Annotated in this window: 19 protein-coding genes; 12 read left to right on the forward strand and 7 right to left on the reverse strand. The window is 57.6% G+C overall.

Annotation, left to right across the window (positions count from 1 at the left end; all coding sequences use genetic code 11):
• The first annotated feature begins 16 nt into the window (after positions 1-16).
• The gene (locus TSACC_RS10900) at positions 17-976 is read left to right on the forward strand and encodes an aldo/keto reductase (protein ID WP_084400387.1); all 960 of its coding nucleotides are present in this window, start codon (positions 17-19) and stop codon (positions 974-976) included.
• Between the two features lie 9 nt (positions 977-985).
• On the opposite strand, the gene TSACC_RS10905 is transcribed toward TSACC_RS10900, so the two are convergent.
• Complete coding sequence (locus tag TSACC_RS10905) at positions 986-1,444, reverse strand: DUF5069 domain-containing protein (RefSeq protein WP_075079326.1); 459 nt, start codon at positions 1,442-1,444, stop codon at positions 986-988.
• Positions 1,445-1,556: 112 nt separating this feature from the next.
• On the opposite strand from TSACC_RS10905, the gene TSACC_RS10910 reads away from it, so the two are divergent.
• The 3 genes from TSACC_RS10910 (at position 1,557) to TSACC_RS10920 (ending at position 8,050) form a co-directional block, all read left to right on the forward strand.
• Complete coding sequence (locus TSACC_RS10910) at positions 1,557-3,041, forward strand: cryptochrome/photolyase family protein (protein WP_075079327.1); 1,485 nt, start codon at positions 1,557-1,559, stop codon at positions 3,039-3,041.
• A gap of 66 nt (positions 3,042-3,107) precedes the next feature.
• A complete protein-coding gene (locus TSACC_RS10915) occupies positions 3,108-4,172 on the forward strand; it encodes a class II fructose-bisphosphatase family protein (RefSeq protein WP_075079328.1) in 1,065 nt (354 codons plus the stop codon).
• A 587-nt stretch (positions 4,173-4,759) separates the two neighbouring features.
• Positions 4,760-8,050: a PAS domain S-box protein gene (locus TSACC_RS10920; protein WP_237763945.1), complete on the forward strand. Its 3,291-nt coding sequence runs from the start codon at positions 4,760-4,762 to the stop codon at positions 8,048-8,050.
• Positions 8,051-8,065: 15 nt separating this feature from the next.
• On the opposite strand, the gene TSACC_RS21835 is transcribed toward TSACC_RS10920, so the two are convergent.
• Positions 8,066-8,239: a hypothetical protein gene (locus TSACC_RS21835; protein WP_153811395.1), complete on the reverse strand. Its 174-nt coding sequence runs from the start codon at positions 8,237-8,239 to the stop codon at positions 8,066-8,068.
• Between the two features lie 106 nt (positions 8,240-8,345).
• Entirely contained in the window at positions 8,346-9,134 is a 789-nt protein-coding gene (locus tag TSACC_RS10925; RefSeq protein ID WP_075079330.1) for an SDR family NAD(P)-dependent oxidoreductase, read from the reverse strand.
• Positions 9,135-9,266: 132 nt separating this feature from the next.
• Here TSACC_RS10925 and TSACC_RS10930 point away from each other — a divergent pair, with 132 nt between their 5' ends.
• Both TSACC_RS10930 and cydC read left to right on the forward strand, forming a co-directional pair.
• On the forward strand, positions 9,267-10,952 hold the full coding sequence (locus TSACC_RS10930) for an ABC transporter ATP-binding protein/permease (protein WP_084400389.1): 1,686 nt from the start codon (positions 9,267-9,269) through the stop codon (positions 10,950-10,952).
• A gap of 5 nt (positions 10,953-10,957) precedes the next feature.
• Positions 10,958-12,712, forward strand: a complete 1,755-nt coding sequence (cydC, locus tag TSACC_RS10935; RefSeq protein WP_075079332.1) for a thiol reductant ABC exporter subunit CydC — start codon at positions 10,958-10,960, stop codon at positions 12,710-12,712.
• Here cydC and rarD read toward each other — a convergent pair.
• Both rarD and TSACC_RS10945 read right to left on the reverse strand, forming a co-directional pair.
• On the reverse strand, positions 12,709-13,614 hold the full coding sequence (gene rarD, locus TSACC_RS10940; RefSeq protein WP_084400616.1) for an EamA family transporter RarD: 906 nt from the start codon (positions 13,612-13,614) through the stop codon (positions 12,709-12,711). The two genes, cydC and rarD, sit on opposite strands and share 4 nt — an antisense overlap.
• Positions 13,615-13,751: 137 nt before the next feature.
• A complete protein-coding gene (locus TSACC_RS10945) occupies positions 13,752-16,256 on the reverse strand; it encodes a hypothetical protein (protein ID WP_075079334.1) in 2,505 nt (834 codons plus the stop codon).
• A gap of 84 nt (positions 16,257-16,340) precedes the next feature.
• On the opposite strand from TSACC_RS10945, the gene TSACC_RS10950 reads away from it, so the two are divergent.
• Complete coding sequence (locus TSACC_RS10950) at positions 16,341-17,318, forward strand: LacI family DNA-binding transcriptional regulator (RefSeq protein ID WP_075079335.1); 978 nt, start codon at positions 16,341-16,343, stop codon at positions 17,316-17,318.
• Here the strand turns inward: TSACC_RS10950 and TSACC_RS10955 are convergent.
• Entirely contained in the window at positions 17,315-18,148 is an 834-nt protein-coding gene (locus TSACC_RS10955; RefSeq protein ID WP_075079336.1) for an AraC family transcriptional regulator, read from the reverse strand. The two genes, TSACC_RS10950 and TSACC_RS10955, sit on opposite strands and share 4 nt — an antisense overlap.
• Positions 18,149-18,183: 35 nt before the next feature.
• Between TSACC_RS10955 and TSACC_RS10960 the strand changes: the two genes are divergently transcribed.
• Positions 18,184-19,596: an FAD-dependent oxidoreductase gene (locus tag TSACC_RS10960; RefSeq protein ID WP_202815950.1), complete on the forward strand. Its 1,413-nt coding sequence runs from the start codon at positions 18,184-18,186 to the stop codon at positions 19,594-19,596.
• On the opposite strand, the gene TSACC_RS10965 is transcribed toward TSACC_RS10960, so the two are convergent.
• Positions 19,593-20,831 carry a glycoside hydrolase family 30 protein gene (locus TSACC_RS10965; protein WP_237763946.1) on the reverse strand — a complete coding sequence of 413 codons (1,239 nt, stop codon included), beginning with the start codon at positions 20,829-20,831 and terminating at the stop codon, positions 19,593-19,595. The genes TSACC_RS10960 and TSACC_RS10965 overlap by 4 nt on opposite strands.
• Positions 20,832-21,248: 417 nt before the next feature.
• Here TSACC_RS10965 and mbhE point away from each other — a divergent pair, with 417 nt between their 5' ends.
• The 4 genes from mbhE to TSACC_RS10985 are packed head-to-tail and all read left to right on the forward strand — an operon-like array spanning position 21,249 to position 26,004.
• Entirely contained in the window at positions 21,249-23,636 is a 2,388-nt protein-coding gene (mbhE, locus tag TSACC_RS10970) for a hydrogen gas-evolving membrane-bound hydrogenase subunit E (RefSeq protein ID WP_169809612.1), read from the forward strand.
• On the forward strand, positions 23,633-24,163 hold the full coding sequence (locus TSACC_RS10975) for an MnhB domain-containing protein (RefSeq protein WP_075079339.1): 531 nt from the start codon (positions 23,633-23,635) through the stop codon (positions 24,161-24,163). Before mbhE ends, TSACC_RS10975 begins: the two co-directional genes overlap by 4 nt.
• Complete coding sequence (locus TSACC_RS10980) at positions 24,153-24,500, forward strand: sodium:proton antiporter (protein ID WP_075079340.1); 348 nt, start codon at positions 24,153-24,155, stop codon at positions 24,498-24,500. Before TSACC_RS10975 ends, TSACC_RS10980 begins: the two co-directional genes overlap by 11 nt.
• Positions 24,493-26,004, forward strand: a complete 1,512-nt coding sequence (locus TSACC_RS10985) for a proton-conducting transporter transmembrane domain-containing protein (RefSeq protein WP_075079341.1) — start codon at positions 24,493-24,495, stop codon at positions 26,002-26,004. Before TSACC_RS10980 ends, TSACC_RS10985 begins: the two co-directional genes overlap by 8 nt.
• The last annotated feature ends 10 nt before the right edge of the window (positions 26,005-26,014 follow it).

Below are 26,014 nucleotides of genomic sequence, written 5' to 3' on the forward strand. Positions count from 1 at the left end.
ACTGAAAATGTCTGCCATGGAATCCTCCCGGAGAATCTTCCTCAAAACAACTGCCCTTGCTGGAGTTTCGTATGCGATTTCGGGAGCATCCGGCCAAGCGGCCAATCTCGCTCAGCTTCCCCGGCGGCGGTTTGGCCGTCATGAGGATGAACTGTCGATCATCGGATTTGGCGGGATCGTGGTCCGGGACGCTGACCCTGCTGATGCGGCGCATCGCGTGGCCGAGGCTTTTGAAAAGGGCGTCAACTACTACGACGTCGCGCCATCCTATGGCGATGCCGAAGTGAAGCTCGGTCCGGCCCTCGCACCGTATCGCAAGCAGTCCTTTCTTGCGTGCAAGACTGGGAAACGCGATCGCGCTGGCGCTGAGCAGGAATTTCAACAGTCCCTGCAGCATCTTCAGACAGACTATTTCGATCTCTACCAGCTTCATGCCATCACTGATGTGGCCAGGGATGTCGATGCTTCGTTTGCACCGGGCGGTGTGATGGAGTTTTTGATCGAAGCCAAGAAACAGGGTCGCGTCCGCTATCTTGGCTTTTCCGCGCATTCGATCGAGGCCGCGCGGGCTGCACTGGACAGGTATCCGTTTGACTCGATTCTCTTCCCGGTCAATTTCGCCAGTTATGTAGCGGACGACTTTGGCCCCCAGGTTCTCAAGCTGGCGGAGGAAAAAGGAGCGGCACGTCTCGCTCTCAAGGCTCTGGCCAGGCAAAGCTGGCCCAAGGATGATCCGTTGCGCGAGGAATACAGGAAATGCTGGTATCAACCGCTGACTGATCCCCGGCAGGCGGCGTTGGCTCTGCGCTTTACGCTGAATAAACCCGTCACTGCTGCCATCCCTCCAGGCGACGAAAGACTTTTCCGCCTCGCTGTTGATCTCGCTCTGAAAGATATTCAGCCACTTGACACAAATGAGGAGAAAGAGCTCTACGCCTTGATCGATGGGCTAAATCCGATCTTCCGCAAGGTATAGGTGTTTCGATCATGTGGGGCGCCAGGCATCCCGCCACATATCGGGATACCAGCGACCTTCGTCCATTTCGATGAGGTCAAAGTCCGTGAGTACCGAGCCGTTCTCGGGCAGCCCATACTCGCGGATCATTGCCGGGATGAACTCATCAGTCTCATCATCGTGCCAGCCTCGCTTGCTCATGAAGCTGTTGTAGATGAGTATCTCCTCCTCCGTGAGGTGGCGACCGTTTTCATAGCACCATGCCAGCGCCTCGCGATCCGAGGCGCCGGCGAGAACCTGATCGCGCAGGGCTTCGTAGGTGATCTTCAGGTAGCGACAGGTCCGACCGTCGAAACCTCGCCCCAGCATTTCCCAATATTCCGCTGGCAGCGAGCCATGAGCATGAAGCCGGATTTTCGAGCACATGCGGGCGAAGTAAAAGAGTCCGCCAGTTTTCTCAAAGCAGCCTGCGAGACCTTCGATTTTCATTCGTTGGAATAGAGTTTGCAGGTCACTGTAGCCCAGGAAACGGGACTTCCCAAGCTCGTCGTAATAGACAAAACCGACTCCGCCATCCCTTTTCGTTCGTATTTTTGTGAGAATGGAGTGTGTCCTGATCTTTCCCCACCAACTCTTTGACCCGCATCCTGCAATCGGTCCGGGTCGCAAGATCTTCATGTTGGAGGATCCATTGTTCATGGGCACGGACGAGCGGTGGCCCATGCGTATGCATCGGCAGAAGGTGATCCTGCACCGTTCCTCCATGCAGGCTTACGCGAGCAGGCTCGAGACGCAGGGGAATTCCGTGAACTATCTCGCCTGTCCCTCGGGAACGGGACGGACGGAGTCTATCCTCGAGTCGGCTTTGCCTGCGCAAACGGTCGGGTTGCACGTCGCCGATCCGGTGGATGAAATCCTCTCTCGCCGTCTTCACCGGATCTGTGAGCGCAAGGGCTGGCGGCTCAAGGTGCACGACACGCCTGCGTTTCTTAGCCCGGCCTCCTTTCTCGATGAATGCTTCGGTGGTCGACAAAAACCGTTCATGGCCCGCTTTTATCAGCGGCAGCGAGTGCGCATGGGGTTGCTGGTCTCACCCGAGGGGAAACCCTTGGGAGGAAAGTGGTCGTACGATGAGGAAAACCGCAGGCGACTGCCGGCACACGAGCCTGTGGCCCCGGCTCCATGGCTACCCCGGAATCGGCTCGCTCCTGATCTTCTGGAGGAGATCGGGCGCTTTTTTCCGAAGGCCAGTGGCGTCCCGGCACCGTTTGTTTATCCCTCGACGCATGAGGAGGCTTCCGAGTGGCTGGATGAGTTTCTTGAGCGGCGGTTGCTTCGATTTGGAGACTATGAGGATGCGATTTCGGCGAAATACGCCGTCATCTTTCACTCCGTGCTGACGCCTGCGTTGAACGTTGGCCTGCTCACCCCCGGTCAAATCGTGGAAAGAACTCTACGGGTCGCCCAGGCGAAGAGAACGCCGCTCAATTCACTGGAGGGCTTCATTCGCCAGATTGTCGGCTGGAGGGAGTTCATCCGGGCGATGTACGTGCGTGGGGGGAACTCAATGCGGGGCCAGAACTTCTGGGGGTTCAGTCGGCGTATGCCCAAGGCGTTCTACAACGGGACGACAGGTATCGAACCTGTGGATACCGTGGTTGAGAGACTGCTGGAAACGGGCTATTGCCATCACATTGAGCGGCTTATGTTGCTCGGCAATATCATGCTGCTTTGTCGCATTCATCCGGACGAAGTTTACCGGTGGTTCATGGAGATGTTTGTGGATTCCTACGATTGGGTCATGGTTCCCAATGTTTACGGAATGTCGCAATTCGCTGACGGCGGGGGATTTACCACAAAGCCCTACCTTTCCGGGTCAAATTATCTGCTCAAGATGTCTGACTTCCGTCGGGGTCCGTGGTGTGCCATCTGGGATGCACTTTTCTGGACCTTTATCGCCGATTACAAGGACGTCTTTCTCGCAAATCCCAGAATGAACATGATGGCTCGGCTCGTGGAAAAACAGGGGGCGAAGCTCGGCGAGCAACGCCGGATTGCGGAGCGATTCATTTCGAGTCTGGAGTAGCCTTCTCCAGTTGACGGAGGCGGCGGCGGCCCTCAGCATCAAGGCACATTAAAAGGAATCTATTGAATGAATAAAACAGTTGTTGCCTCCCCGGATTTTGAACGCCAGATCGAGATGGACTTTCTGAGAGCCACGGAAATCGCCGCCCTCAATACTCTCCAGTGGCTCGGAAAAGGCGAAAAGGAGAAGGCTGATGAGGCCGCTTCGGATGCGATCCGAGGGATGTTCGATCTCATGGACATCAGCGGAGAAGTCGTCATCGGAGAAGGGATCAAGGACAAGGCGCCAGGTCTCTTCAAAGGCGAGCGTGTCGGGTCCTGGAAGGAAGGGACGCCTCGCTTCGACATCGCGCTCGATCCCGTGGATGGTACGACCAACGTCAGCAAGGGCATGCCGAATTCCGTCAGTTGCATTGCGGCGACGCAGACGGCTGCCGATGGACAACCCAGTCTTCAGGATATCCCTGCCTTTTACATGAAGAAGCTGGCGTATCCGCTCAAGGTGCGTCAGGCCTGGATGAAAGACCCGAGTCTACCGATCGACATCGAAGCACCGATCGAGGAGGTCATCGACGTTACAGCCCGGATTTTGGGCAAAGAGGTGCGCGACGTTGTCGTCTGCGTGCTGGACCGCCCTCGCAACGGTGAACTCATCGAGGCTGTTCGTCGCAAAGGCGCCGCCCTGCGCATGATCATCGATGGCGATATCGCAGCGGCGCTTGCTCCGGCGATGCGGACGTCGAATATCAATCTCTACGCTGGCATTGGCGGAGCCCCCGAGGCCATTCTTTCCGCGGCAGGTCTCCGGTGTCTCGGCGGTGGCATGCGTGCTCAGATCTGGCCCAAGGACGAAGAGGAGCGTCAGTCGCTCATCGCATCCGGCTGGGGCGAAATGCTCGACAAACAGTTCATGTCCCGCGACCTCGCGCGCGGCGAGAGCATCATTTTTGCGGCGACCGGTATTAGCAATAGCCCTTTGCTCAAAGGCGTCGAGGTCGAGGGTTCCGTAGCTACAACGCATTCTGTATTGATGCGCGCCCGCAGCGGCACTGTCCGATTCATCGAGGCTCATCATAATCTGGAAAGAAAGACGATTCACCTGCGGTCCACGCAAGCGGAACGAAAAGTCTAGATTCGAGCAAAGGCTCTGACTTAGGCCGGGCGGGCGGGTATTCAACCCTGCTCCCCGGCTTTTCTGTGAGAATAACTGAGTGTTGCGAGAATCCATGAGTAGGATAGCATGGATTCATGTCGCCACAAAGATCGACGTTTACCAGTCGATCAGCTCCCGACTCCGGGGGACTCTCCGTGCCGTTGTGGAAAGCCATATTTCTCAGATATGGTGCGATATCTGCCCGCTGTCTTAGCGCGGGTGTCTTTGTGCTTGGGATGATGGGACTCGGGGGGTGGGTGCTTGAAAACGAGATCCTGAAGAGGGTCATTCCGGGATGGGTAACGATGAAGGTGACGACCGCTATTGCTCTTGTCATGTGTGCCTTCGCTCTTTTCCTGTCGTTATCCGAAACCAGGTTCCGGGCGGTCCGGATGCTGGTTCGAATCATCGGGGCAGCTGTTGGCTGCTTCGGACTGTTAGTTATTGCCGAATATGTATTTGGCCTCGATCTGGGTTTTGACAGCGTTTTCTTCCGGGAAAATTTTACGCCTGAGTGGACTGTGCGTGGTCGTCCCTCGCCGTCCACGGCATTGAATTTTGTTCTGGTGGGGACAGCTTTTTTTCTGATCAACGGGGCAGGGTTCCGTCGCAACATCCAGGTCGTAAAGTCGCTAGGGTTCACGGTCGCGGCCATCGGCTTTATTGCCATCGCGGGTTATCTTGGCGAAGCGTTTTTCGGGTATCGAGGCTGGATCTATACCGGCATGGCTTTTCATACCGCGTTATCTTTTTTTATGCTCGGATTGGGACTGGTCATCCTGACTCTGTTGAATGACGAGCTTCGATGGTCCGTGAGCATCCCGACCACGCTGGTGTTTTTTTCCGGATTGGGACTCATGGTACTCGCGGCGGAGATGACGTACGCGCACACCCGCCATTTATATGATACCTCGACGATGCTTACGCATAGGGAAGAGGTGCTCAAGGAACTCCAGGAGGTGGAAAAGGGCATCTCGAATCTCCAGGGTGAAGAGCGGAACTTTTTGATTACCGCCGACGAGACATTTCTCGGTGGTCGCCCCGAGGCGGTCAGCGCCATCTGGGGCAACCTTCAAGAGCTGAAGAGCCTCACAGGGGACAATCCCTTGCAGCAGGCACGAGTGCTCGAGGTTGGCGTTTTGCTGTCACGGTGGTTGACCGCCGAAGACGCAGCGATTTCCGCCCGCCGATCCGAGGGACTCGATGCGGCGGTCGAATCGCTGAAAAATGGCGGCTCGATGATTTATCGACAGAACATTGAAGCGATGCTCGCCAGCATGGAGGGTGAAGAGATCCGGCTGCGGGGCGGCGATCGAAGCGTCATGCGCGACGTGGCCGCAGATACATTCCTGCTCCTCCCTCTGGAGGCATTCCTCGGGTCGGCGATATTTCTCGTTGCCTTGTTTTCTCTCGATGCAGGCCTGCGCAAGCGCGATCAAGCCGAACGCCATCTCCGAGAGGCCCTGAAGAAGGAGACCGATCTCCGCAATGCGATCGGCGAGCATGCCATAGTCGCGATCACAGATACGCAAGGGAGGATAGAATTCATCAACGATAAGTTCTGCCTCATTTCAGGATATTCCCGGGAGGAATTGATCGGTCAGGATCACCGAATCATTAATTCAGGCCATCACCCTCACGAGTTTTTTCGCGATCTCTGGGCCGTCATCCAGCAGGGGAATGTTTGGAAAGGCGAGATCAAAAACCGCGCGAAGGATGGCTCCGCGTATTGGGTGGCGGCGACCATCGTCCCATTTCTTGGAGAGGATGATCGGCCAACGCATTTTGTGGGAATCCTCACAGACATCACCCAGCTCAAGGTGGCGGAGGAGTCCTTGAGACACAGCGAGGCTTGCCTCGCGCAGGAGCGGACTCTCCTTCGCACCTTGTTGGATACCATTCCTGACCTGATTTTTATCAAGGATCAGAACTGTGCTTTCGCCTATTGCAACAAGGCCTTTGAAGAGTTCTTTGGCAAGACGTCCGAGGAACTCAAGGGACTGGTAAATAAAGATGTCTTTCCCCCAGAGCATGCCGCCATGGCGCAAAGTCTGGAGATGCAGATATTGGAAACACTTCAGTCGCAACGAAGCGAAAAGACGATCGTTTCGACAACAGGGCGGAGGATGGTCGTGGAGACGGTGCGTTCTCCTCTTTCCGATGCTGCAGGGAACTGTATCGGGCTGGTGGGAATCAGCCGTGACATTACTGACCGGAGGCTCTCTGAGGCCCGGGTCCGGGCGCTGCTCGAGCGTCTTCGTATAGCTTTGCAGGCCTCTGGCGCCGGGATATGGGAGTTGGACCTCTGCGTTGACGAGGCGGTGTGGGATGATCAGATGTTTGCCTTGTACGGTGTGGCTCCCGACATGGCGGAGAAGGGCATACTTCGCTGGTATCGGCGCATGCATCCCGACGATATCGATGTTTGCAAGCGAACGATGGACGACGTTCGCAGCGCCGGGAAGGATATCTTCGAGGTCGATTTCCGAATATTTCGTTCGGACAACGGTGAGCTGCGTTTCATCCGGTCCAATGGCATCGTCAAACGCAACGAGACGGGCGAGGTCATAAAGGTGATCGGGAGCAATCGCGACGTGACCGAGGAACGAAAGCGGGAGCAGGAGCTGGCTGACGCCGTCGCGTTACAAAAAAACCTGGTCGCTCGTGCTCAGGAGGGGGAGAAAGCAAAAGGACAGTTCCTTGCAACAATGAGCCATGAACTGCGGACCCCGATGAATGGGATACTGGGATTCATCCAGCTCCTCGGTGATACCCCGGGCTTGTCGCGAGTGGCCAACGAGTATACCGCGATCATTCGCGAAAGTGCCGAGTCGTTGCTGCGCATCCTGGACGATATTCTCGATTTCAGTCGCATGGACGCTGGGAGGCTGGTGCTGGAGAGCAAGACGTTCTCACCGCGACAGCTTGTCACCGATGTTCACCGGCTCATGGTCAAGCAGGCGGAGGATCGCGGTCTGCGGTTCGAGATGATGGTGGCAGATACCGTGCCGGACCGGGTGAAAGGAGATCCTGGCAGAATCCGGCAGATTCTTCTCAACCTGATCGGTAATGCCATCAAGTTTACACCCGCAGGCAGTGTCACGCTGGAGGTTTTGCCGACCCGTCCCGAAGACCTGCCCCCGGAAAGGGCGGACCTGACGTGCTTTGATTTTCGCGTTAAAGACACAGGCATCGGGATTTCCCAGGAAAAGCTGGCCATCTTGTTCAAGCCTTTCGTTCAGGGAGATTCGAGCATTTCCCGGCGGTTCGGAGGTACGGGCCTTGGGCTTTCGATATCCAGGAAGCTGGCGGAGTGCATGGGTGGCTCCATCTTCGTCCAGAGCGAGGAGGGACAGGGATCATGCTTTACCGCCCGGCTCCACCTGGAATCTGCTCCTGACGAACCCGAGGCAATTTGCCTGTCGGCGATGGAGGCTCTCGATGTGACATTTGCTCAAAGGCATCCTCTGAATGTCATGGTGGTCGAGGATGACCGGATCAACCTCCTTCTGATTCAATCTCTACTAAGGCGACTCGGATATGAATCCTCGGCGGCGGAGAATGGAAAGGACGCCATCGGGTTGTATCAGTCAGAGAAGCCCAACTGTATCCTGACCGACCTGCAAATGCCCGTGATGGATGGCGTCGAACTCACTCGGGAAATCCGCTCCATGGAGAAGCTCGAAAGAGGGTGTCGGGGGGTAGCTGTCATCGCAGTTACGGCCAACATCCTTCCGTCTGACCGGCAGCTTTGCGCTAGCGCCGGAATGGACGATTATCTGAACAAACCCATCAAGGTTGAAGCTCTGGCCAGTGTGCTTGCCGAGGCCTCACGACAGGTCGGCGGCAATCTTTAGCCCAAAGTGGATGGCCTATCGGGCGAAAAAAAAGATATAGATGCCGAAGGCAAAAAACATCACATAGATCAGCCCGGTGAGGATGAGGGTGAGAAGCACTCGGGCATGGAGCAGGTGACGATACCAGGGCCTTGGTCCATTCCCGGGGATTTCCGTCTGGTTGCTCGGTGGCGCAGGGTTTGTGGTCATCGCAATGTCAAGTGTTCCCCATTTCACCGGAACTGAACAGTGGCAGTTTTTTTGATAATGGACCTGCACAGATCAGCGCCCGCCGGCCATGCTGCGGGTAGTTTTTTCACGTGATGTGATGAATCAACCCTCCATCGACGCGCAACGCCGCTCCATTGATCGCGGCTGCTAGCGGGCTGCTCACGAAGGCGACAAAGTCGGCGATTTCCTCCGGTCGAATCAGGCGGGAAATCAGCGAGTTGGGGCGATCGCGTTTCATGAATTCCCTGCCAGCCTCCTCGACCGTGAGATCAGGGAAAAGGCCTTGCACCAGCCGGGCCACACCTTCCGTCTGGGTTGATCCCGGCATGATGGTATTGACCGTTACTTTGGTGCCCTTGGTCAGGTTCGCCAGGCTGCGGGAAAGAGAGAGTTGCATTGCCTTGGTGGCGGAGTAGGCCGCCATGTCAGGCGGCGGGGTAAGGGCGGCTTCGCTGGCGATGAAAATGATGCGGCCGCAGTCCCTTGCGATCATCCGCTCCAGATAGTGGCGGGAGAGGCGGACGCCGCTCAGGATATTTACCTCGAAGAGCTGGCGCCAGCTATCGTCACTTTCCTCGAAGAATGAGCTGACTTCGTAAATCCCGAGATTGTTGACCAGGATATCCAGATCCGGATGCAAGGCGATGGTGAGTTCCGCTCCCTCTGGCGTCCCATTATCGGCAACGAGTGGAAGCAATGCGGCATGAGGCAGAGCCGATTGGATCGAGAAGATCGCCTTTTCGACCACGGCTGACGTCCGGCCGTTGATAATGACAGTTGCTCCCTCGCGGGCGAGGGAAGTGGCGATTTCCTGACCAATGCCGCCGCTGGATGCCGTTACCAGGGCGATTTTTCCTGCGAGCTGAAGATCCATGTCCTCAGAAATTGGACGGGAATGTCACCCGGTGCAAATGGACTTTCCATCGGGTGGTTGAGCGCAAGTTGCCGCCAAACAAACGCAATACCGGGCGAGCGGGTCTGTTTGTGTCGTCTATAAGATAATCTTATGAAAGTAGCGAGTGACTCCCTATTGCCCGGTGCGCAAAAGTCCCGTCCATCGATCTATGCGACGGCGGCCATGGGATGGGCTGGAATGAGCTGCACCATTGCTCAAGCTCTTCTTTTGGGCGTGGCGATCGACACTCTTTGGCGAGGTCAGTCCATACCGATATGGGTGTTTCTTGCTATTGGCGCGGTAATCGTCTTCCGCGCGATTTGCGCGGGAGGCGGTAGAGTTTTTGCCTTTGGCGCCTCGGCTGGTGCAAAGAGAGAAACGCGCCGTGCGATTCACCGCAAGATCCTGGAGTTGGGTCCTGCGAGATCAGCCTCCGAGCGGACTGGAGGACTCATGCATGATGCTGTCGAGGGGGTCGAAGCTCTGGATGCGAGCAATGGACTTTATTTTCCGCAATTTCTCGTCGGACTCAGCGCGCCAGTGGTCATCTGTGTCGTCATTGGCATCCTGGACTGGGTTGCCGGACTGGTTCTACTTTTGACCGCTCCTATTGCGCCGCTGTTGCTCGGCCTGACACAGAGTCGGTTCCGCTCCGTGTCTTCCCGGTATCACGCGGCAGCCAACGCGCTAAGTGCCAGGTTTCTCGATGCTGTACAGGGCCTTGCGACTCTCAAGGCACTCAATGCGGGCAGAGCGCAGGGAACGGAAATGGCACAGGCAGGGGAGTATTTCCGGAAGGAAACGATGAAACTTCTCGCCGTCAATCAACTGGCCATCTTTCTGCTGGATTGGGGGTTTGCGGTTGGCGCTACGGGGGCGGCATTTGTCGTTGCGGCCTTGCGTTGGCAAGCAGGTGCGATCTCGGTCGGCGAGGCAATAGCCATCGTTCTATTGAGTCTGGAGATCATCAGGCAGTTGAATCTGCTTGGAGCATTCTTCTTCGCCGGTGCGGGTGGGCGTGCCATGAGTCGTCGCATTTGTCAGTACCTGGAGGAGCCTGTGCCGGTACAAGATGCGGGGCAGCGGATTCACCGCCTGCCTTCCCGTCTCGGCATTAGCTTTGAGGACGTCTCCTTCGGCTACCGCGAGGGTAGCGATGTTTTGCACGATGTGAGTTTCTCGATTGACCCGGGGGAAACGGTCGGACTGCTCGGTGCGAGCGGTGCGGGAAAGAGCTCCATTATTCATCTGCTGCTGCGCTTTGCTGATCCCCGATCGGGCCGCGTGACCCTGGGCGGATATCCTTTGCCCGACCTGCCCCTGGAGTGGGTAAGATCGCAGATGGCGTGGGTGGCCCAGGATACCTGGTTGTTTCATGGCACGGTGGCGGAAAATCTTCGCATTGCACGTCCCGATGCCAGCCTGCGGGAGATCGTGGCGGCATCCCGAGCGGCCTGTATTCACGACTTTATCAGCTCTTTGCCCGATGGCTACAGTACGCATGTCGGCGAGCGTGGTGTGCGCCTGAGCGGCGGGCAGGCCCAGAGGCTTGCCATCGCCAGAGCGCTGCTGAAAGACGCGCCCATCGTTCTCCTCGACGAGCCGACGTCACATATTGACTGCGCCTGTGAAGCGAACCTCAGGCACGCCCTGGAGCGGCTCATGGAGGGGCGTACCGTCTTGCATATCACCCATCGCCGCCACTCGCTCTCTTCTGCCTGCCGACTGCTCTACCTGGAAGGCGGGCGAATCGTTCTGAACGAGGAAAGCAGAGACAGAGAGGCCATGGCTGCCTGAAGTTTATGAATCATCGACAAACTGTCTCCCGGCTCTGGAAGGTACTGCGCCCCTTGCGTGCGACCCTGGCGCTTTCTGTTGGCATGCGTATCATGAACCATGTGCTGGCCATCATTCTCATCGTGCTGGCCGTATGGGGGATCTCCGTTATCGCCCGGGGAGGTGGCAACAGGGAGCTTTGGAGTGTGGCCCTGGCTTTGGTCGGGCTGGGCATGGTAAAAGGCGTATTTCGCTATCTGGAGCAGTTTTCAGGGCATTACGTCGCTTTTCGCCTGCTGGCCGACCTGCGGCGCCAATTGTACGACTCGCTTGAGGCTCTCGCTCCGGCGGGATTGGAGAGCGAGCGGAGCGGTGACCTGGTCTCACGAGCCATTGCCGACGTGGAGCGAGTCGAGGTATTTTATGCTCATACCATTGCTCCTGCGATAGTTGCCATGGTCATTCCATTGGCTGTGCTAGGAGCTTTGGCGGTTGTGAGTCCGGGATCAGCGTTGGTTTTACTGCCCATCGTACTCCTGGTTGGCGTGGTTATCCCATTTGCAGCTCATCAGCTAGGTATGCATGCGGCTCAGAGAACGAGAAATGGCCTCGGAGAGATCGCCGTGCGACTGGCGGATACCATTCAGGGGATCCGGGAGACACTGGTCTTCGGCCATGGGGACCGTGCTGAAACTCTTCTCGAGCGCGCAGGCGATGAGGTGGGAGACGCACAAAAGGGGCTGGCCCGTTGTTCGGCATTTCAGAACATGGCGACCGAACTGGCTATCGGGACAGGCGTGCTGGCCGTGATAGTCTTAGGAAGCCGGGAGGTTTTGTCGGGAACAATGCCTGTACAGGAATTTCCCCTTGTTCTTGCTCTGACGTTGAGCGTGTTCGTGCCACTGTTAGGTATAACAAATCTGATTCCCGATTTTGAGCAGGCGATCAGCAGTGCACGGAGACTCTTCGCGATAATTGATCGTCCCGAGAGCGGTCTATCATCTCGGTACTTCAGGGGCGGCCGTCCCAAGGATTCGGGAATCATTTTTGACCGGGTGGCATTTTCCTATGAACCCGACGGAGCTCCGGTGCTGGATCGCGTCTCGTTTGCCATGGAGCCAGGGGAGATCACAGCCATTGTCGGTGCGAGCGGAGCAGGGAAATCAACATTGGTTAACCTGCTTTTGCGCTATTGGCACGAGCAGCGCGGGGATATCCGGCTCGGAGGCATTTCCCTCCGGACCCTTGCACCGGAGAGACTGCGGGAGTTGATCGCTGTGGTTCCGCAGCGGGTGCATGTTTTTAACATGACTCTCCGGGAGAATATCCGCCTCGCCCGGCCCGAGGCAACCGATGAGCAGATCGAGACGGCAGTTCGTCTCGCCCGGCTTCATGACTTTATCATGGAGCAACCAGAGGGATATGACACCCAGGCTCACGAGGGCGGTTCACGGCTTTCTGGTGGGCAACGGCAGCGAATCGCCATCGCACGCGCCTTCCTGCGTGATGCTCGGGTACTGGTTTTCGATGAAGCTACCGCCCACCTTGATGAACGAACGGAGCGCGACATCATGGACTCTGCCCGTTCGTGGCAGGCGATGGCGCCGGACCGCACCGTCATGGTCATCGCGCATCGGCTGGCTTGTGTACGGGACGCCTCGCGAATCGTCGTGCTCGAGCTCGGGCAGGTCGCCGGCTTCGGCAGACATGACGAGCTGCTGGAAAGTTGCGAGGTTTACGCGGATCTCTTTGCGGCGCAGTCCTCCGGCGCGCTGGTCTAGGCGGCAGGCTCGATTACGGGTTCCTTCCGGGCGCGGAATCGGGAAGATGCCATGAAGAGCGCGATCGCCGTCCAGATGAAGGCGAAGGCAATGCCATCGCGCAGGGTGAATCGTTCGTGAAAAACGAAGACTCCGACGAGTAGCTGCAGCGTCGGTGCGAGGTATTGGAAGAACCCCAGAGTCGACAGCGGGAGCAGCTTGGCCGCGGAGATGAACCAGATGAGGGGGAAGGCTGTCACGATGCCTCCACCCATCAGGAGCAGCGTGATCTTTGGCGTGTCTAGAAAATGCATCGAACCATGCCCGGCAAATATTCCCAGCAGGATCAGTGCGACGGGTGCCATGACAGCCGTCTCCACCAGCAGGCCGGGCAGGGGATCGATTGGCACCATCTTGCGGAGCAATCCATAGATGCCGAAGCTCGACGCAATACCCAGAGCGATCCAGGGTACCTTCCAGAGGTGCCAGCCAAAATAGATGACTCCCACCGTGGCGAGGAGCACGGCGATGATCTGCGCACGAGTGAGGCGCTCCCGGAGTACCACGGCGCCTAGCAGTACATTGACCAGTGGGTTGATAAAGTAGCCAAGACTCGTTTCCACCACCTGCCCGGTATTCACTCCGTAGACAAAGAGCCCCCAGTTGAAACTCAGCAGGGCAGCTGTGAGGAAAAGAAGGCCCACCAGCCTGGGTGAACGAATCACACGCAGACAGGGCGCAAGCTGTTTCCAAGCTGCGGCCAGAATCACCAGGAAAACCAACGACCATAGCAGGCGGTGGCAGATGACCTCGGCGGCTGGCACCGAACCAAACTGCTTCCAATATAGCGGGAAAAGTCCCCATGAGCCATACGCCAGCAATGCGTAGATCACTCCCTGGCGACTCTTGGCTTCCGTATTCACAGCAGGCAGCGGATTCTGCACGCCTGCGTTTCAAAGAACAGATTCAAATCTGATCTTTTTGGACCATTACAGATTTGCCCTTTTCCGAAGGTTGCCTGGAGGAAAGTCGAGGCAACCATTGCGGAATGTTGAATGGCTCAGTAATAATCGAGCTCCAGGTACGGACGCTGGTTCGCATCTGTATTCTCCGTGGTGCCGAGACTGTAGTAGTCAAACGTGGATGTGGTGCCAGTGGTAAAGACTCCGGTGGGGAGCTTGAGACGGAAGGCGAGGAACGAGCTATTGCGGGAGACGGCTCCCCGCAACGCAGATGTCAGTTCGGGCGAGTCGAAGGCCCAGAGTCCCATGCCCGCAGCCGGGGAAAATATGTCCCCGATCTCTCGAGCCTGGGTTTGATTGGTCCAATCCCCCAACTGAACCGGGCCGCTGGACGCCTCGTAAGTTTGCAGGATCAGATCGTGCACTGGAGCGCCCGTCTTGATCCGGTTGTAGACGCCGAAACGTGCACCGGTGATCTGGGCCCCTGCTGGTATCGAGGCAAGGGGGAATTTGTAGTATGCCTGATAAGATTCATTCAGGTTGGAATCTCCGACCCGGGACGATGGGTCAGTACTGCTTGCGACCGTGGCTGTGGAGTAGGGCGAGGGAGACTTGAGGAATCCATCATTTGCCGGAGCTGAGGCAAGGCTGATTCGTAGAGTGCGAGGGGCGCCCGCGGTGAAACTCAAGATCGGGCGCTGGGTCCCAGTTTGGTTTTTCGTCGATCCGATATCGTAGTAGTCACCGGCGGAACTCGAACCGGCAACATAAGCGCCGCCGGCCAGTTGAAGGCGAAACGCCACATGGCGAGCTCCCCGCAGATAGGCGTCGCGGATCGCGTAGCCCAGTTGCGGATAGGTGGCGGAATCAATCGTGACCGGACCGAGCGCTCGGGCCGGGGCGATCACGCTGCCTATCGATATGAGGTTCGTCGTGTCGTTCCAGTCTGTCACCCGTGCTGCAGTATCTTCCGGCGAAAATGCCACCAGCTCAGCAGCGGCATTGGGATTGCCGGACTTGGACCGAAGATAAACCTGCAGGGTGACATCCTGAACGACCTGCCCCTCGGGCAGACTAGGAAGATCGAATTTCAAGATCGCCCTATAGGCGCGGACGGAGTTTGGAGAATAGCTCCCGATTTTTTCATCCGCATAGTCGGAACTGAAGATCGTTGCGTTGGCGAAATTATCGGAATACGACACGGCCGAGTCCGATGTCAGCAATGCCTCTCCCGCACCATATGCCGCGACGTCAGCGATAATCGGCGAGGTGACTGCCGTATTGGCTCCCGTGATTTTCAGGATGATGGGTTCATCCGGCACGGATAGCCCGGTGATGGCCGTTACGGAACCAGTAGGGATCGCGCTATTGGCCACAGGATTGACTCCGACTGACGGCCGGTAGCAGGTGACCGAACCCACAGGCTGACTGAACGTGATGGAAGCCGTCTGTGCTGCCGGGGTGAGATCCGTGTAGGTGGAGGTATTGAATGAGGAGACGTTTTGCCAAAGGATCAGCCAAAACGAGCCGTCGCGTTTTTGCAACAGGACATGTCTCAAGGCCGGCTGGTTGCTGCCGGACAGCGTGAAGCCAAGGCTGGCGGGTTCGAACGAAACTCCGGGATCCTGTAAGATGGCGATGAGATTCTTGAGGCTGGAAAAGGCGGGTTTCTCCCGGGCGGTGACATTTGCACCAGGCCCGGAGACGGCGATGAGGCCAAAATGTGATTCCCGGTTGGTATTGTTGAAAGCCGCATTGCTCGTCGACCACGTGTCGATGAATTCATAGAGATACGTGCGAGCAACGCCTCGGCGAAAGTACTCCAGAAGGAGACGCGGGAGATACTTCGCCTGGGCAGCCTCGGATATTCCCTGGTTGGAAGAGTTGCCTTCGTTGAAGGTGAAATAACCCGTCTCTGTCGCAACGACCGGCTTTGGTACCCCGGTGATCAACGGCAGCCAGGAGCACCCTGAGTCGAGACCATTATCAGGCAACCCTCCGCCGGGGTAGGAGTGCAGCACTCCCGCATCGCAAGGCACGATGCCAACCTGCTGCGGTCCTCCTCCAGTCATGAATGACGGTGCGAGGACAGCGATGTCAGCGCTTTCAGTCTTTACCGCATTATACAGTGCGGATTGGTAGGCTTGAGTGCTCTGGGGAAAGGTCTTGTTGTCATAGGAGAATACTTTTTTCGGATTGTCGGTTTCGTTGGGACCCTCAATGGAGGCGATGGCATTTGGCATGGCATCGTAGAGCTCGTCGACGATGGCGGGCGGGACGATGAGATTGACCGAGATCGGGTTGGGGAGATTCGAGAGCCCGATCAGATTGTTGACCATGTCGGAGTTGTAGGAGTTCATTCCATCGCGGACGTGGCGGACTCCCAGGGAGATGAGCTTCGGCTTCACGAGGTTCTCATAATTCCCGTAAGCCGTGTCGCCATAACCCAGGTGAATGTTTACGCCGATGGTATCGATGAACGCATCAGCCTCGCGCGCCGTCTCCAGGGCGAGAGATACGGAGTACGAGGAGATGGACAGCAGGGTGATAGCCAAAGCCCGGAAGGAACCTCCGAGTCGGCTGGGGGAGTGCCGAAGAATCATGCCGCACAGATTTCCGGCCCGCTTTACTTCAGGCAACTGTTGTGTTTACGTTAGCGTTAACGCGGTCGCCCAGTTTCCCCAACGATGTCGGACACGCCCACGCTAGCCACCATAGCTCGTCTTCTCGGAGTTACTCCGATCACGGTATCCAGAGCCCTCCGTGGGCAACCAGGTGTGGGGGAGGAAATTCGCGGCAAGGTCAGGAAGGCCGCTGCGGAACTCGGCTATCGTCCGGACTATTTTGCAGCCGCGATGGCGGGTCGCCGCCTGGGAGGCAAGACGGTGGGCGGAGCAATTGCCTGCCTGGTGGGACATCAAAACGCCGATCCGAGGGGCCGGTATGAACACTATGAACTCGTCTTCGGTGGTATGCGAGAGCGTTGCGCCGAGATGGGATTTTCGCTCGACACATTTTGGGTTTTCGACCCTGGAATGTCAACGTCCCGGCTGCACCAGATCCTTCAGGCGCGAGGCATCGAGGGCTGCGTGTTAATGTCGCTCTCCCCGAATGAAATGGCTTTTCCCTGGGAGCGTTACTGCCTCGTCCAGGCTGCAGCCAATACGATGCATGCGGAGGTCGACTACAGTGCGATTGATTATTATAATGCAACGCATTCGGCATTGACTCGGATGCGGGCTCGTTTGCGGGATGAGATCGCGTTGGTGCTGCCGCCTGATTTGAACTCCGCGCTGCGAGAACGTATTGTCGGTGCGTACCATGCCTTTCATGCCTCCACGGGCTCTCGCCATACGCGGAACATGGTGCTTTCAGCCGTGTCGGCCCGCAGACAGCGAAAGCGGTTGGGAGCAGCGCTTTGCTGGGGGTGTGAAGAGGCAAAGCTGGTGCTCGACAGCCTGATGGTTCCCTCCGGTCGTGTGGCCAGCCTGCATCTCCTGCACCGGGATGTGGAGTATCCCGGAATGCTCATTCCGTACCGCGAGCTGGGGGCTGTGGCGGTCGACCTTCTTTGGAAGAAAATGCGAGAGCGAAGATACGGCATCACAGAGGAGTGCCGCGGCCTCGTGATCGAAGGAAAATGGGAGGGGACCGTGGCCGCCTAGGCAGGCCGTCTTTCGGCACTCGGAGGGTATTTCCAAAAACGCCGGTAGAGCCGCGAAAAATAGAGGGGATCGTCGTACCCCACCTCGGCGGCGATCCGCTTCATCTGCCAGTTGCTCTCTCTCAGGAGGTAGCGGGCATGACGCAGACGCAAACGTTCAATATACTCATGGGGGGTGCACAGCGCCGCATCGAGGAACAGACCGCGCAGGTAATTGGGACTGAGCTCCGCCACCTGCATCAGCTGGGTCAGGGCATCGCGTTCAGCAAAGTGATCGTGGACCCAGCGCAAGACCTCCTTGATCCGGGGATGAATTGTGGATGCCGCCATGGAGGGTATGACGGATGCTGCGGGCTGCGCATGCTGGAGAAACCGTGTCAGCATCACCTTCAAGGCGGCCTCAAGATGCAGCGCGCGCCAATCGTTATCCTCACTCAGGTGCAGTTTCCTCAGGCTGGCGTAGGCTGCGCTCTCGTTTTTTCGTTCGGCCGGAGAAAGACGTCGTCGCAGGAAGCCTCGAATGCTCTCGCTCGGATCGTCAAACTCGCACCATGTGATCCTACAGCCCGCGCCTGCGGCCGTCGTCCAGACTCTGCGCACCCACGCGGGTACGAGAAACTGCGTGCCAGCCCGGAGCCGGAACTCCGTCCCATCGAGAGTATAGCGCAGCTCCCCGTCAATGATGAGGATGAATCGATAGGTTGTAATGATTTCATCCCGCGTGGTTTCACCTCTCATAAAGAAGCCCCGATCAACATTGCTCACGTCCAGCTTCTTGCGCAGGCATTCTGCTGCGAACTGGAGGTTGGTGGATGCCGGGGAGGCGAGCATTGCGAAAAATTAAGCCTAAACTGGTGGTTTTATCCATGTCATTATTTGCGTCCCCCATCCCATGGTTCTGGCGGGAGGCAGCCGCATGGGGTGATGCTGGCCAGATGAATGACACGATTCACGAACCCGCCCGTGACCTGCCCGTGATCGGGGATTACGATCTCTGCGTCATTGGTGGCTCCTGCACCGGGGTGTTTGCCGCAGTGCGGGCCGCGAGGCTGGGGCTTTCCGTTGCCATCGTCGAGCGTATGGGGAGCCTCGGCGGCGTCGCGACGCTGTCTCTCGTCAATGTCTGGCACAGTCCTTACGATGAGGTCTTTCAGCGTAGAATCTTTCGGGGCCTGACTGTGGAACTCATTGACCGCCTCCGTGAACGGGGAGCGGTGAGGGAGCGGGACCGTGATCCTTCGTGGGCCTGGGCTTTCAATTCGGCGGAGATGCAGATCGATCTCGACGAACTCGTGGCGGAACACGGCATCACTTCCTGGCTCCACGTTTTGTTCTCCGGGCCGTTGATCGAAAATGACCGGCTCGTTGGCGTTGCGGTGGAAACCAAATCGGGGCGAGAGGCGATCCGGGCGCGCTTCTTTATTGATGCGAGCGGAGACGGCGATCTCTGCACGCGGGCAGGGGCGGAGACGTACAGGGCGAGCCGGCATCAACCAGCTACCGCGTGTGCGCTCTTTGGTGGATGGGACGGGTTGCGGGACACGGACTGGCAGGGACTCCTGCGCCAGCATGGTTGCGAGTTTGGCTTGCCCGAGGGCTTCGCCTGGGGCGCTATGGTCCCGGATTCCGAAGCGTACATGCTGGCAGCCACACGTGTGCATGAGGATTGCTCAACGGCGACCGGCTTTGCGAGGGCTGAGGTGGAAGGAAGGCGGCAGGTCCGGGCGATTCATGATCTTCTGCGAAAATATGCGCCTGCCGCTCGCCTTTCTCTGCTCGCTCTGCCGGCTCGCATCGGGATTCGCGAGACTCGGCACGTTCGGTGCCTGCATCGATTGACCGGAGAGGAGGTTTTGTATGGACGTCGATTCTCCGATGCCATCGCAAACGGATCCTATCGGGTCGATATTCATCATGCGGACAAACCGGGCATTACCTTCCGGTACCTGAATGGATCGGAGGTCTACGCCCGACCGGGCTACGCGGATGTCTGCTCGCGATGGCGTTCCGCGAGTGATGAGAACCCAACCTTTTATCAAATTCCGTACCGGTCTCTTGTCCCTGTTTCCCCTCATGGCAATCTCCTCGCTGCGGGGCGCTTTATCGATGCCGATGAGCAGGCCCACGCCGCGATTCGCGTGATGGTGAATATGAACCAGACTGGCGAGGCGGCGGGTGCGGCTGCGTTTTTGGCTCTGCGAGACAATGTGCCTGCCGCTCAGGTCGACCTGGAGAAACTCAGGTCGACCCTGGCGGAAGGCGGTTCGATAATGATCTAGGCTGGATAGACGAAGGTCGAGATTGAGCGGGCTGGCTGCTGGATCAAACTCCTGTCGTTGCCGACCGAAAGCTCGATGTTGGTATTGTGCTCGAGTGGGTTCATTACCACGACAGCCAATGTTCCGTCGGGGTTCAGGTAGGCGGTGGCTTCCACGGCATCGGAGGTCGTCGCGCAGAGGGCGCGACGTGCTCCCGGGCGGATGAAACGCGAAAAATGTCCAATGTAATAGTATGACGTCTGGAAAAGCAGGGTATCGGTCCGCGTGTCAGCCAGGATCGGAGCGCTGCAATGGTTGCCGACATGATTCGGGCCGCCCGTTTCGTCGAGCAGGAGATTCCAATCGACCCAGCCCTCGGTCCAGTGATTCAAGTCGTTGATAATGGATCGGGCGTAGCGTTCCCCCAGCGCCCACTCACCGATATGGGGTCCTCCTTCCTGGCAGCCCTCGGTGAAGAGCAGATGCTTCTCTGGCCAGGCATCGTGCAGCAGGCGCACGTTGTCGAACTTGTCAGCAACATACCAGTGGAAGCCCGCGCCCCAGATATATTTCGCAGCTTCTGGATCGTGGTACGCGACGCTGGCGCGATGCACCAGCATGTCGCGGTTGTGATCCCAGATGATGATCTTCACATCGGAAAGTCCCGCTCGCTTCAGAGCCGGGCCAAGATGATCGCGAACGAAGTCCCTTTCTTCCTCTGCGGTGTATTCACAGGAGTCCCAGGGCTGGGTTGCGGCGGGTTCGTTCTGCACGGTGATGCCCCAGATCGACAGCCCCTCGACCTCCATCTCGCGGATGTAGCGCACATAATATTCCGCCCAGGCGGCCCGGTGCTCAGGTTTGAGCTTGCCGCCTTCATTCATCCTTTCAGTTGTTTTCATCCAGGCCGGAGGTGACCACGGCGAGGCAAACAGGAGGACTTTTTCCCGTGTCGCGGCCAGCGCTTCCTTGATGAGAGGCAGGATTTCGCGACGCTCTCGATCGAGGGTAAAGGTTTTCAGATCAGTATCGCCGGCCTGTTCGACGCTTGCGTAGTTGCCCAGAGCAAAGTCGCAGCTGTTAATGTGTGTGCGACATAATGTGTATCCATGGCCAACTTCATTATCGAAGTAGGCACGAACAAGCGCCTCGCGGTTCTTTGATCCCAAGCGATGAAAGGTATGTGCCGCAGCCTCGGTAAATGCTCCGCCGAAGCCGATATGTGTTTGAAAGAGAACGGACTTGTCAGCCAACACGGAGACTTTTGCCGGGCCCGCTGAACTGGTTGTTTCGAATTGCTCGCTCAGGCGTTGTGAAGAATAAGCGGCGGTCAGAAAATGACGGAAGGGACGTTGCATTGTCGAAACACGGAGAACTTCCAGAATACGAAAACCGTAGCAAGTGTCTCGCTGCTATATCCGTTGAACGGGATGTTGGACTAGTCAGCACCTCGCCCATGGCTGGCTGGATGTATGCGGGAGGGGATTCGTCGCGAGATTCCGTTGCTGCCACCCAGACAGCTCTTTGCGTGTGAATACGTTGCACATTTCCTGGGGATGATTTTTTGTTTGGAAAAATGGCCGCTAGGGGTTGCCTCGTGAGAGATGTCCGGCTACGTTTGCGCCGCCGGTCCGCCGGCAGGGTGCAAGAGCGCCTGCCTCGGAGATTTCGACATGCCACCCACGACACTCACATTCAGTATGCTCGCGGTCATTTTCCTGCCGATGCTGGCAGTGCCGCTGGTGCTTGCTCTGGCCTCGAGGCTTGGGCCGCGGGTAGGGTACCTCGTGGGCAGCGTGCCGCTGGCTTCCGCTGGGATCCTGGCGTGGGTTACGGCATCTGCGGGGTCTCAACCGCGTGTGGTTCTTGAGGTTCCCTGGGTGCCTCAACTGGGAGTGAATCTCTCATTTCTCATCGATGGGCTCTCGATTTTTTACGGCTTTGTCATTTGTACCATAGGGGCGCTCGTCTGCTGGTACGCGGCGGAGTATCTTGGCAAAAAGTACGCTCACGCCCGGTTTTACTCCTGCCTGCTGTTCTTCATGACGGCGATGCTGGGGACGGTTTTTTCCAACAATTTGCTCCTCCTGTTTGTTTTCTGGGAACTGACCGGTGTTGCGTCTTTTCTTCTCATCGGATTTTTTCACGAGAGCGATGAATCCAGACGCGGGGCGCGGCAGGCTCTGCTTGTTACTGCGACCACGGGACTCTGCATGCTGGTCGGTATTATCCTTCTGGGACTTTCCTCGGGTACTTATTCCCTGGCCAGGTTGGCGGATGGTTCGCTGAGCGATTACAAGGATGCCGGCTGGATCACAGCTTCCTGCGTGCTGCTTCTGGTGGGGGCATTCGGAAAATCAGCGCAGTTCCCATTTCAATTTTGGCTCCCCGGTGCCATGGCTGCTCCGACACCTGTCAGCGCCTATCTGCACTCCGCCACGATGGTAAAGCTTGGCGTATTCCTGGTCGGCCGACTTTTTCCCATTTTCCATTCGCTCGAGCTTTGGTTCTGGCTTGTTTGCGGGGTCGGCTTTTTCACCATGTTGCTCGGTGCGTTCCTGGCGCTACGCTCGAATGACCTCAAGGCCATCCTGGCCTACTCGACTGTCAGCCAGCTCGGCTTTCTCATTGGAGCCTATGGGGTGGGGAGCAAGACGGGTATTCAGGCGGACATGGTCCATGTCCTGAGCCATGTGCTTTACAAAGGATCGCTCTTCATGACCGCGGGCATCGTCGATCATTGCACGGGTCTGCGCGATGTTCGGAAACTCGGAGGACTCGGGCGTTATATGCCGGTGACAGCCTTTTCGGCGGCTATCGGTGTCGCGGCTCTGGCTGGACTTCCGCTTACCACGGGGTTTATCAGTAAAGAACTGCTACTCGCGGATCTCGTTGATGCGAGGGCCTGGGTTTGTTTCGCTCTGGTGGCCATATCCGCGACACTCACGGTGGCATTCGCCGCTCGTCTCTTCTTCAATGTTTTCACTGGCGCCAAACCCGAGGCGCTTTCGGTACATAGTCCGGGCTGGGCGATTCAGATTCCTCCGCTGATGCTTGCTTTGGCGGCTCTTGCTCTCGGGACTTTCCCTGGGGTGCTCGATGGAGCGATCTATTCCCTCAAAGTCGCCGGACTGCATGGAGAGGAGCCGGTCCATCTCGCCTTATGGCATGGTCTCAACCTGGAGGTTATCACGACGGGGCTCGTGATTCTTTGTGGTGGCGGCCTTTATTTTCTTTGCCAGAAAAGCGGATGGAGGTGGGCACACATTCCTTCCTTTCTTCGCTTTGATGCCGCCTTTGAGCGAGGCCTGGACGGACTATCCGTTTTTTCCAAAAAGCTCACACTTGCTCTGCGAGCCGACTGGCCGCCCGCCTATCTGCCCATCGTGATCTTTTTTCTTCTGGTCTCTTTGGCTGGAACTGTCGCTGTCTCCTCGACGAAGTTTTTTGAAGGATTCACCGCCATCGATATCAGCCTTTCACCACTTCACTCCTTTGTCGCGTTGATGATCGCGGTTTCGCTCGTTGGCGTGATTGTGCTGCGTCGCTGGACCACCCAGTTGATCGCGCTTTCCGTTGCCGGTTTTTTCCTCACATTCTACTTCGTCCTTTATCGCGCACCGGATCTGGCGATGACACAGATCCTGGTGGAAAGCGCCTCGGTGGTGATGATCCTTCTGCTTCTCTCTCGCTTCCCGAGTTCCCAGCTTCTGCGATCCGAGGAAAAGCGGGAGGCCAAAGGGCGAATCTTTCGCGTGGTTCTCTCCGGAGGTGTTGGGCTGGTGATGACTTGTCTTGTCCTTTTCGCCGACCGGCATTCGCATCCGGAGCCTATCGGTCCGAAGTATCTCGAACTCTCCGAGCCTCTGGCGGAGGGTACCAATGCCGTGAATACGATCCTCGTGGACTTCCGCGGTTTCGACACGCTCGGTGAGATCACGGTCCTCCTTATCGCTACCCTCGGCGCACTTGGTCTCATGATGCGCTACAAACGCGGCCGTTCGGGTAGCGATCCCGCACCAGCCCCCGGGTTTTTCCTGGAAAAGAAACGCCGGCCATGAAGGCGACCACCGATTCCTTTCTCGTGCGTGCCCTCATCGGGTTGGTGTTCCTGCTGGTGAATATCGTCTCGGTGTATCTCCTGCTGCGCGGACACAACCTGCCCGGTGGCGGATTCATCGGCGGACTCATGACCGGCATGTCGTTTATTCTCCTCGGCCTCGTGCGTGGATGGGAGGAGCTTCAGCGCGAACTCCCCGTGCCCCCACTGCGCCTCGCCTCGTTTGGGCTGCTCCTTGCCATGATCACGGGCACGGCGCCGATGCTCTTTGGCAGGCAGTTCTTGACCCAGTATCAGCTGCACCTCGATCACGTACCTCTCATCGGTGAGGTGCATATCGGCACCCCGCTGCTTTTCGATGTGGGGGTATTTCTGCTTGTGAGCTGTATTACCGTTAAGCTGGTGATCGTTCTCGCCCGTTCCACATCGGGTCTCCCGGCATTTACGCCCGGAGAAGTGCCATATTACGCCTCGGAGCTCGAGGGACCCATCGAGGAATCCGCCAAGGAGGAGCGCCATGCAAATTGAAACTGCACTCCTCGTTGGCCTGCTCTTTGCCGTCTCGGTTTACCTCCTCCTGCACAAGAGCTTTGTCCGCATCCTTTTTGGATTCGTCACCCTGACGAACGCGACCAACCTCTTCCTCATTTCCATGTCGGGCGACCCCGATGGAAAGCGCGCACCGATTCTTGCGGAAGGCTCCGGGCCGATCGTTGATCCGCTGCCTCAGGCACTCGTCCTGACGGCCATCGTCATCGGTTTCGGCCTGACCATTTACCTGATCATGCTTCTCTACCGCATCTTCCTCGACGCGAAGACGACGGACGCGAGCAAGCTCTTCCTGCCGGAGGCTGACGATGAATAACCTCCTCGTGCTGCCATTTTTGCTCCCTGTGCTGACGGCGGTGATATGCTGCCTTTTCGTGGGACGCCCCGGGGTGGGGAGGCGGGTTTTCATCGCCATATCGGCTGTGGTGCAATGCGCGCTGGCGTTCTATCTTGCCATACGCGCCTTTCATGGGCCGCCCCTCGTTTTGCTCATGGGCGGATGGGCTCCTCCACTTGGGGTGGTGCTGGTTGTCGATGGACTCGCCGCCATCATGCTCTGCCTTTCGACCGTTGTCGCACTGGCCTGCATCCTGTTTTCCTATGCCGAGATACCGGTGTGGGCGGAGCAGCCGCTGCGCCTGCCGCTCATGCAGTTGCTCGTCGCGGGTATCAATCTCTCTTTCCTGACAGGCGATCTGTTCAATCTGTTCGTCGCCTTTGAGATCATGCTGGTCGCTTCCTATGCACTCCTGACCCTGGAGGCTAACGATCGGCATATTAAGGAGGCTTTTCCCTATCTGGCGGTGAACATGTTTGGCAGCGCGCTGTTCCTTGTCGCGGCAGGTCTGGCCTACTCCGTTTTCGGCACGCTCAACCTTGCCGACATTTCGCGCCGGGCGGAGGCCATGCAGGGGGACTTTGGCGTCATGGTCGTGGCTGTGCTGCTTGTTGTGGTCTTTGGTATCAAGGCGGGCGTTTTCCCACTCTACTACTGGCTGCCGAATAGCTATCCGATCCTGCCGTTTTCGCTGGGGGCGTTTTACTCCGGCATGCTGACCAAGGTGGGAATCTACGTGCTGCTGCGGACTTTTGGCACAGTCTTCCCGCACAACCTTACTCCGCTTTATACCGCTCTGGCGTGGCTGGCGGGATTAACCATGGTACTCGCCGTACTCGGTGCCGTGTCGCGGAATTTTATTCGCGGCATCCTGTCATTTCACATTGTCAGCCAGATCGGCTACATGATCCTCGCCATCGGATTTTTCACACCGCTGGCCATTGCCGCATGTATCTTCTACGTGATCCATCACATCATCGTGAAATCGTCCCTTTTTCTCATCGGAGGCACGGCGATGTTTTACAACCGCACGGACAATCTCGCGCGTATGGGAGGGCTGCTCAAGGCCAGTCCGATCCTCGCCACCTGCTTCCTCCTGCAGGCCTTCTCGCTGGCGGGAGTTCCGCCGCTCAGCGGCTTCTGGGGCAAATACGCCATCATCCTCGTCGGCCTGGAGGAACATCGGTACTGGCTCGTTGTGGCCGCGCTTGTCGCGTCCGTGCTTACGCTGGTCAGCATGCTCAAGATATGGATGGGCGCTTTCTGGCAGAAACTTCCTGTCGACGGGACTGCTGCCCCTGAGGCACCTGCCGCCGCTCGCGCGATGACAGCTATTGTGTGCGCCCTGACCTTGATCTCCGTCGCCATAGGTTTCGGGGCGGAGTTTTTCTTTGGCATCGCTCAGACGGCTGCCACCTCGCTGCTTGATCCGTCGCAATATCGCGAGGCGGTTTTTTCGCTGACCGGAAAGGGGGGGCAATGATCCCGGGAGC

Origin of the sequence: Terrimicrobium sacchariphilum (assembly GCF_001613545.1) — a bacterium.
Taxonomy (GTDB): domain Bacteria; phylum Verrucomicrobiota; class Verrucomicrobiia; order Chthoniobacterales; family Terrimicrobiaceae; genus Terrimicrobium; species Terrimicrobium sacchariphilum.

Excerpts from the sequence above, each read along its gene's own strand:
- TSACC_RS10925 (WP_075079330.1), bottom strand. The coding sequence starts at position 9,134 with ATGGATCTTCAGCTCGCAGGAAAAATCGCCCTGGTAACGGCATCCAGC.
- TSACC_RS21835 (WP_153811395.1), bottom strand. The coding sequence starts at position 8,239 with ATGACCACAAACCCTGCGCCACCGAGCAACCAGACGGAAATCCCCGGG.
- TSACC_RS10950 (WP_075079335.1), top strand. The coding sequence starts at position 16,341 with ATGTCGGACACGCCCACGCTAGCCACCATAGCTCGTCTTCTCGGAGTT.
- TSACC_RS10905 (WP_075079326.1), bottom strand. The coding sequence starts at position 1,444 with ATGAAAATCGAAGGTCTCGCAGGCTGCTTTGAGAAAACTGGCGGACTC.
- TSACC_RS10975 (WP_075079339.1), top strand. The coding sequence starts at position 23,633 with ATGAAGGCGACCACCGATTCCTTTCTCGTGCGTGCCCTCATCGGGTTG.
- TSACC_RS10955 (WP_075079336.1), bottom strand. The coding sequence starts at position 18,148 with ATGCTCGCCTCCCCGGCATCCACCAACCTCCAGTTCGCAGCAGAATGC.
- TSACC_RS10980 (WP_075079340.1), top strand. The coding sequence starts at position 24,153 with ATGCAAATTGAAACTGCACTCCTCGTTGGCCTGCTCTTTGCCGTCTCG.
- cydC (WP_075079332.1), top strand. The coding sequence starts at position 10,958 with ATGAATCATCGACAAACTGTCTCCCGGCTCTGGAAGGTACTGCGCCCC.
- TSACC_RS10910 (WP_075079327.1), top strand. The coding sequence starts at position 1,557 with ATGGAGTGTGTCCTGATCTTTCCCCACCAACTCTTTGACCCGCATCCT.
- TSACC_RS10960 (WP_202815950.1), top strand. The coding sequence starts at position 18,184 with ATGTCATTATTTGCGTCCCCCATCCCATGGTTCTGGCGGGAGGCAGCC.
- TSACC_RS10900 (WP_084400387.1), top strand. The coding sequence starts at position 17 with ATGGAATCCTCCCGGAGAATCTTCCTCAAAACAACTGCCCTTGCTGGA.
- TSACC_RS10930 (WP_084400389.1), top strand. The coding sequence starts at position 9,267 with ATGAAAGTAGCGAGTGACTCCCTATTGCCCGGTGCGCAAAAGTCCCGT.
- mbhE (WP_169809612.1), top strand. The coding sequence starts at position 21,249 with ATGCCACCCACGACACTCACATTCAGTATGCTCGCGGTCATTTTCCTG.
- TSACC_RS10945 (WP_075079334.1), bottom strand. The coding sequence starts at position 16,256 with ATGATTCTTCGGCACTCCCCCAGCCGACTCGGAGGTTCCTTCCGGGCT.
- TSACC_RS10985 (WP_075079341.1), top strand. The coding sequence starts at position 24,493 with ATGAATAACCTCCTCGTGCTGCCATTTTTGCTCCCTGTGCTGACGGCG.
- TSACC_RS10915 (WP_075079328.1), top strand. The coding sequence starts at position 3,108 with ATGAATAAAACAGTTGTTGCCTCCCCGGATTTTGAACGCCAGATCGAG.